At 68.7% G+C, this 7,050-nt stretch carries 8 protein-coding genes; all 8 read right to left on the bottom strand.

All coding sequences use genetic code 11. The features are described 5' to 3' along the window. Positions 1-31: 31 nt before the first annotated feature. The 8 genes from ACYQ2W_RS24720 to tal all read right to left on the bottom strand — a co-directional run bounded on the left by ACYQ2W_RS24720 (position 32) and on the right by tal (position 6,850). The gene (locus tag ACYQ2W_RS24720; protein ID WP_459873423.1) at positions 32-460 is read right to left on the bottom strand and encodes an NfeD family protein; all 429 of its coding nucleotides are present in this window, start codon (positions 458-460) and stop codon (positions 32-34) included. A gap of 11 nt (positions 461-471) precedes the next feature. Then, positions 472-1,404, bottom strand: coding sequence for an SPFH domain-containing protein (locus ACYQ2W_RS24715; protein WP_459873421.1), 933 nt, complete (start codon positions 1,402-1,404; stop codon positions 472-474). Positions 1,405-1,493: 89 nt separating this feature from the next. After that, positions 1,494-1,967: a hypothetical protein gene (locus ACYQ2W_RS24710; RefSeq protein ID WP_459873419.1), complete on the bottom strand. Its 474-nt coding sequence runs from the start codon at positions 1,965-1,967 to the stop codon at positions 1,494-1,496. A gap of 268 nt (positions 1,968-2,235) precedes the next feature. Then, a complete protein-coding gene (locus ACYQ2W_RS24705; protein ID WP_459873417.1) occupies positions 2,236-3,282 on the bottom strand; it encodes a PAS domain S-box protein in 1,047 nt (348 codons plus the stop codon). 201 nt (positions 3,283-3,483) lie between these two features. Continuing rightward, positions 3,484-5,037: a UDP-N-acetylmuramoyl-tripeptide--D-alanyl-D-alanine ligase gene (locus ACYQ2W_RS24700; RefSeq protein WP_459873415.1), complete on the bottom strand. Its 1,554-nt coding sequence runs from the start codon at positions 5,035-5,037 to the stop codon at positions 3,484-3,486. A 6-nt stretch (positions 5,038-5,043) separates the two neighbouring features. Further along, positions 5,044-5,415, bottom strand: coding sequence for a PIN domain-containing protein (locus tag ACYQ2W_RS24695; RefSeq protein WP_459873413.1), 372 nt, complete (start codon positions 5,413-5,415; stop codon positions 5,044-5,046). Further along, entirely contained in the window at positions 5,412-5,645 is a 234-nt protein-coding gene (locus ACYQ2W_RS24690) for a hypothetical protein (protein WP_459873411.1), read from the bottom strand. The genes ACYQ2W_RS24695 and ACYQ2W_RS24690 overlap by 4 nt, the downstream gene beginning before the upstream one ends. 86 nt (positions 5,646-5,731) lie before the next feature. Continuing rightward, positions 5,732-6,850: a transaldolase gene (gene tal, locus ACYQ2W_RS24685; RefSeq protein WP_459873409.1), complete on the bottom strand. Its 1,119-nt coding sequence runs from the start codon at positions 6,848-6,850 to the stop codon at positions 5,732-5,734. Between the last annotated feature and the right edge of the window lie 200 nt (positions 6,851-7,050).

The following is a 7,050-nucleotide window of genomic DNA, read 5'->3' as shown; positions in this document are numbered from 1 at the left end:
GGCCGCTCCTACACGCGGGGTTTCGGGCCGTTCACGCCGCCTCGATGGAGAGCACCACCCCATCCACCGCGACCACCTTCACCGTGGTCCCCGCCGGCAGATCGGGCCCGGTCACTTTCCAGCGGCTGTCGTCCACCCGCACCCAGCCGGTGCCGTTGACGATCGCCTGCTCCAGGGTCAAGCGCCGCCCCACGTACTGCTCGCCGCGCCGATTGAGCAGCGGCCGGTCGGTCTGCAACGGCCGGCGGCGCAGGTAGAGCCGCGCCAGCACCACCGCCACCACCGAGAGCACCGCGAAGGCCGAGATCTGATACTCCCAGGCAAGATCGGGCAGCGCCCACAGCAGCACCCCCACCACTCCGGCGGCCAGTCCCAGCCAGATGAAGACCACCCCCGGCGCGAACACCTCCAGCGTGGCGAGCAGCAGCCCCGCCACCCACCAGTGCCAGAACTCCACCATGAACCCCTCCACTACGCCCCCTTCCCTTCGCGCGCCTTCAGCGCATCGCGGGCCAGCTCGCCGATGCCGCCGATCGCGCCGATCACCCCGGAGGCCTCCAGCGGCATGAAGATCAGCTTCTGGTTGTCGGCGGTGGCGATGGCCTGCAACGCCTCCACGTACTTCTGAGCGACGAAGTAGTTGATCGCGTTGACGTCCCCCTGGGCGATCGCCACCGAAACCATCTGGGTCGCCTTCGCCTCCGCCTCGGCCAGCCGCTCGCGCGCCTCCGCCTCGCGGAAGGCCGCCTCCCGGTCCCCCTCGGCGTTGAGGATCGCCGCCTGCTTCTCGCCCTCCGCCTTGAGGATCGCCGCCTGCCGGAAGCCCTCCGCCTCGAGGATCTTCGCCCGCTTCTCCCGCTCCGCCTTCATCTGCCGCGCCATCGAATCCACCAGATCCTTCGGCGGCGAGATATCCTTGATCTCGATGCGCGTCACCTTGATTCCCCACGGCGTGGTCGCCTCGTCCACCACGCCGAGCAGCCTGGCGTTGATCTCGTCGCGCTTGGAGAGCAGCTCGTCCAGGTCCATGGAACCCATCACCGTACGCACGTTGGTCATGGTCAGGTTGAGGGTCGCCCACTCCAGGTCGTTCACCTCGTAGGCCGCCTTCGGCGCGTCGATGATCTGGAAAAAGACCACCCCGTCCACCGTCACCACCGCATTGTCGCGGGTGATCACCTCCTGGGAGGGGACGTCGAGCACCTGCTCGCGCATGTTGAGCCTGGAACCGATGCGGTCGATCAGCGGCAGGATCAGGTTGAAACCGGGGCGCAGGGTGGTGGTATAGCGCCCCAACCGCTCCACGGTGAACTCCATCCCCTGGGGGACGATCTTCACCGACAGGACGGCCAACACCACGGCGAACAGCAGCAAGGCGAGGGCGAACAGACCAAGACCGCTCATGACGGATTCTCCTCTTTGGGTGGGCGCCCACCATAGCAGGAATCGGGAGAAGCGGACTATCGTGGGGAGCCCGGGGCGGGAAGGGGAAATCAGCCGCCGGAGCCGCGGCGCTCCAGCTCCTTCAGGGTCTCGGCAATCTCCTCCATGTCCACGTCCTCCAGGGAGGAGAGATCGATCTCGAAGCCGTCGCCGCTGAAGTGTTCGCCGACGTCCACCGGCGGCGCCTCGGCGGCGGGCGCGGGGGCCGCCGGCCTGGGGGCGGCGGCAGCCGACGGCGACGCCCCTTCCAGCCGCTCGGCCAGCAGATCGAGCAGTTCGGCCAGCCGACCGAAGTGGTTGCGGGCGTAGAGGATGAAGGCCTTGTCGGCGCCGTTCACCTCCTCGCAGATCACCCGCTTGCCCGAGGCGAACTCGGTCTCGATCGCCCCCGTCCGCACCGCACCGCGGTCGCGCCGCCGATCCTGGCCATGGACCCCGGCCCACGGCCCCGGCGTCGAACCGTCGAGCAGATCGCGCATCCGCTCGGCCATCTCACGGGCCTCTTTGGCGACGGACTCTTTCATTCAGTGGGTGGAACGGACTGACGGTAACCTAACGCATTTTCGTTGAACGGGAGGCGCCGGATACTACCTCTCCGAGGGCTTCAATGCTACTCGCCTACGCCCTCCAATCCAACTGATCCGGAGCCCTCTTTACGCTCCATGACGAAAGGCGCGCGACGCCGCGTCCTCCGCGTTGACCACAGGCGCCGAATCGAGGCGCCGCAAGCCCCTGCCGGTTCTCCGCCGCCGACTCCTGCGGCTCCAGCGGGTGCAGATGGCTTGATGACGGCTACAACAGCCCGAACCAGAAGGCGCAGCCGCCGGACATGAAGTGGATCAGGGTGACCCCCGCGAGGTTGCGGTTGCGCAGGTAGAAGATGCCGAAGACCACCCCGCTGATCAGCGTCAGGATCACCGCGCTGAAGCCGAAGTGGAGGTGGAACATGCCGAACAGCGAGGAGGTGAGGAAGACCGACTTGATCCCCCGCCGGTCGTTGAGGAAGCGCAGGAAGGCGGTGAGGAAGAAGCCGCGGGCGACCAGCTCCTGGAGGAAGCTGTGGACGAAGTAGGTGATCGTCCCCACCAGCTCGAACCCGCCCGGTTTTCCCGGCAGCATGTCGTAGTGGGAGAGGGTCGCCGAGAGGATCGCCACCAGAGCGGTGAAGACCAGCGAGACGACCACCCCCTCCTTCAGCGACTGGCCGAACCCCTCGCGGCTCAGCCCCAGTTCGCGCAGCGGCATCTTCATCAGGCGGATGATGAACAGACTCGGCAGCAGCAGGATCATCAGGTACTCCCAGGCGAAGGCCTGGGTGTAGATGTTGACCTCGACGATGGAGCGGGCGAGCAGGTTGTTGACGATGGTGCCGATCGACATCACGCCCAGGCTGTAGAGGAAGAACTGGCCGAACTGCTGCTGGGTGCGGGCACTCTCCAGTTGCTGTTCGAGCAGTTGCACCCGTTCGCTGACGTCCGCGATCACCGCCACCACGCCGACCGGCTCGCCCTCCTCGTTGGTCAACAGATTGGTGCGCACCACCAGATGGAGGGTAGCCCCCGCCGCATCCTCGATCTGGATCTCCGCGGTGTGCGGGGTGGCGGGATCGTAGATCGCCTCCAGCACGCAGTCGTTGAGCCGTTCCAGCTCGCTGCGGTCGATGAAGGTCTGGGCGAAGCTCTGCCCCAGCACCTCGTCGGCGGTCACCCGCAGCAGCCGCTCGGCGGCGGGGTTGAGCATGATCACGCTGCCCTTGCGATCCATCGACAGCACCGCGTCGCGCATGCTCTCGATGGTCTCGCCGGCGAGCAGCCCGGAGGTCTGGTAAAGATCACTCATCGTTCTATAGGTCTTTGATTATTTTTTCGAATTTCCGGAAAAACGAGCGGCGCAGTATCCCACTCCCGGACGCCTCCCGACAAGGGAGCGCCGCCCCGCCCGGCACATCCGCCGTTCGTCTATCACTCACCGCTCCGTTGGTGGCGAGCACTCCACCATCAACACGTTTGCCGAATAGGGCCGGCCGGCCCCCAGCCGGCCCTACTCGGCAAACGTGTCGGGGAGGTCGTTCTCGTAGAGCACCACGTCCCCCGCCCGCAGGGTGGGCTCGATGTGGGCGCGGGCATCGTCCAGGTTGCGGGCAACGTAGAGCTTCTCCTCCGGCCAGCCGGCGGCGCGCAGCCCCTCCTGGATCGGCCGGGTCTGCTTCGGCCCGACCAGCACGATGTAGTCGGCGCTCTCGGCGGCCCGCTCGCCGAAGGCACGGTTGGCGCGCTCCTGCTCGGCGCCCAGCTCGATCATGCCAGGGGTGATCAAGATGCGCCGCCCCCCGCCCATCGCCCGCAGCACCGCCAGCGCGCCCATGGCGCCGGTGGGGTTGGCGTTGAAGGCGTCGTCGATGATCGTCACCCCGCCCGCCCCCTTGATCAGCTGCAGCCGGTGCGGCACCGGCTTCACCGCGCGGATGGTGCGGGCGATGGCCACGGGCTCCACCCCCAGCTCGCCGGCCACCGCCACCGCGGCGAGCAGGTTGGCGACGTTGTGGGCACCGAGCAGGCGGGTCTCGATGGCGATCTCCCCATGGGGCGTGACCGCGGTGAAGCGGGTGCCGGCAGCAGTGGTCTCCACCGCCTCGGCCCGGTAGTCGGCCTCGGGGTGGAGGCCGTAGCGGACGACCCGCGCCCGCGTGCGGTCGGCCACCGCGCGGACGTTGTCGTCATCCCAGTTGAGCACCGCCAGCCCGTCGGCGGGCAGCGCCTCGATCAGCTCCGCCTTGGTCGCCTGCACCGTCTCCAGGGAGCCGAAGGTCTCCAAGTGCTGGGGGCCGATGGCGGTGAGCACGCCGATGCGCGGACCGGCGAGGCTGCACAGCTCGCGGATGTCGCCGCGCTTCTTGGCCCCCATCTCGACCACGAAGAGCTGGTGGATCGGCTTGAGGCGGCTCCGCGCGGTGATGGTGACCCCCATCGGCGTGTTGTAGCTCTCGGGGGTGATCAGGGTGGTGAAGTGGCGGCCGAGCACCTCGCCGAGGAGGAACTTGGTGGAGGTCTTGCCGTAGGAGCCGGTGATGCCGATCACCCGCAGGCCGGTGACGGCGCGGATGGCGCGGCGGGCGTCCTCCAGGTACCAGCGCTGGATGGCGCGCTCCACCGGGTGGAGCAGGAGGTTGGCGGCGAGCAGCAGCAGCGGCGAGGCGAGCGCGACCGCACCGAGCAGGGCGACGCAGCCCGCGCCGAGGCCGTTGATCACGGCGACGAGGGCGAGCAGCGCGGCGAGGGCCAGGGAGAGGCCGTAGAGCCGCTTGGCCCGGGCGGTCATCACCAGCGCCTTCTTCTGCGGCCGTTCACGGCGCAGCAGATTGAGCAGCAGATAGAGCCCGCCCCACACAGCGACCAGCCAGGGACCCGCCGCCGGCGCCAGCAGCGGAACGGCGGCGAGCGGCGGCAGGGCGACGACAAGGTTGCGCCGCGCCCAGCGCAGGTAGCGGCCGGCGAAGTAGCCGTTCTGCTGCGCCATGTGCAGGTCGAAGCGGAGCTTGCGGGCGGTGTAGGCGAACCAGAGGGCGGTGGCGGCGTAGGGGATGATCGATTCCATGGAGACTCAGGGGAGGGCGTAGGGGACGCGCACGAAGGAGTGGCGTTCGGGGGCGAAGTCCTTGGTATTGCGGGTCACCAGGGTCAGGCCGTGGTGCTGCGCCAGGGCCGCCTGCAGGGCGTCGGGCAGTTTCCAGCGCTGCTCGCGGCGCAACCGGGCCGCAAGGTCGGCCACCGGGGTGTCAATGGTAAGCGCGGGAAAGGTGTCGAGCAGGCGCGCGGCGAGCGCCCCCCGATCGGTGGGAAAGCCGGCCAGCACCTCGGCGCGGGTGATCACCGAGATCACCGCCTCCGCCTTCACCTCGCGCAGGTAGGCGGTGGCCGGAGGGATGCCGTTGAAGTGGTCGATGAGGATCACCGAATCGAGCAGGAGTCTCACCGTTCCCACTCGTCGCGTGACTTCACCTGATACGCCAGACCGTCCTCTCCGGCCCAGGATCCGGAGGTCTCGTCGAGCAGCGCGTCGAAATCCCCGATCCGCTCGCGGCTCTGCCGGTAGTAGCGCACCGCCCGGCGCACCACCTCGGTCATCGGCACATGCTCCTCGGCGGCGCGCCGTTCCAGCCACGCCTTGTCGTCGTCGGCGATGTTGACGATGGTGCGGGTCATCTCCAGCCCCTCTGCGATATCACTTGCCGACAAACGATATCACCATTCGACCCACGGTCAAGACGCGGAGGCGGCTCTTCGCCCGCCTACCCGGCGGAGCGCCTCGCCTCCCCCGGGCGCAGCCCGTCGATAGTGGCGAGCAGGGCGTCGAAGGGCTCGACGAAGAGGCGCAGACCGTCGGCCAACAGCTCGTCGCCCACCTCCTCCAGGTCGATCCCCAGCGCCGCCAGTTCGGCCACCACCCGCTCGGCCTCGTCGATCCCCTCGCTCACCGTGCCACCGACCACCCGGCCGTGTTCGCGCAGCGCATCGATGGTCCCCTCGGGGAGGGTGTTGACGGTGTAGGGTCCGATCAGCGGCTCCACGTAGAGCAGGTCGGGGTAGGCCGGATTCTTCACCGAGGTGGAGGCCCACAGCGGTCGCTGCGCCTGCGCCCCGGCGGCCCCCAGCCGCGCCCAGCGGACGCCGTCCAAGAGATCGGAGAAGTGGCGGTAGATCAGCTTGGCATTGGCCACCGCGGCACGGCCGGACAACCCCGCGGCGGCCTCCCCGCCGAGGGCCTCCAGCCGCCGATCTACCGCGCCGTCGATGCGGCTGAGGAAGCAGCTCGCCACCGAGGCGACCTCCGCCACCGGCTCGCCGTGCTCGCGCCGCCACTCCAGGGCGCAGAGGTATCGGTCGGCCACCTCGGCGTAGCGGGAGCGGGTGAAGATCAAGGTGAAGTTGACGTGGATGCCACGGCGCAGCAGCGCCTCCCCCGCCTCCAGGCCGGCACGGGTGGCCGGCACCTTGATCATCAGATTGGGGCGGCCGACCGCGGCATGCAGCCGCTCGGCCTCCGCCACGCTGGCCCAGGCGTCGTCGGCCAGATGGGGCGAGACCTCCAGGCTGACGAAGCCGTCGCGCCCGTCGGTGCGGCGGTAGACCGGCAGCAACTGGTCGCAGGCATCGGTCACGTCGGCCACCGCCAGCCGCTCGTAGATCGCGGGGGTGGAGAGCCCGTCGGCGGCGAGGCGGGCGATCGGCGCGCGGTACTCGTCGCCGGAGGAGATCGCCTTGTTGAAGATCGCCGGATTGGAGGTGACGCCGCGCAGCGACTCGGTGACCACCCGCCGCTTCAGCGAGCCGTCCTCCAGCATGCGGCGGGTGAGGTTGTCCAGCCAGTAGCTCTGGCCGTGGTGGGAGAGTTCGTTCAGCGGATTCATGGTCGGCCTCCTCCGGATTCACGGGATCACGCGTTGTCCGCTAAATGTAGATCATTTTTATCGGAAATTAAGAGGGGGGGCATGGACGCGCGCCCCATCCACCACTCGTTCCCACGCTCTGCGTGGGAACGCCCTCTTCGACGCTCCGCGTCGTGACGAACGGAGGCACGCCGTCTACGGCGCCACATCGCCCTCTAGGA

The sequence above is a fragment of the Endothiovibrio diazotrophicus genome, assembly GCF_054657215.1.
Note: the sequence above shows the minus strand (reverse complement) of the source record. Positions and strands in the feature narration are given on the sequence as shown.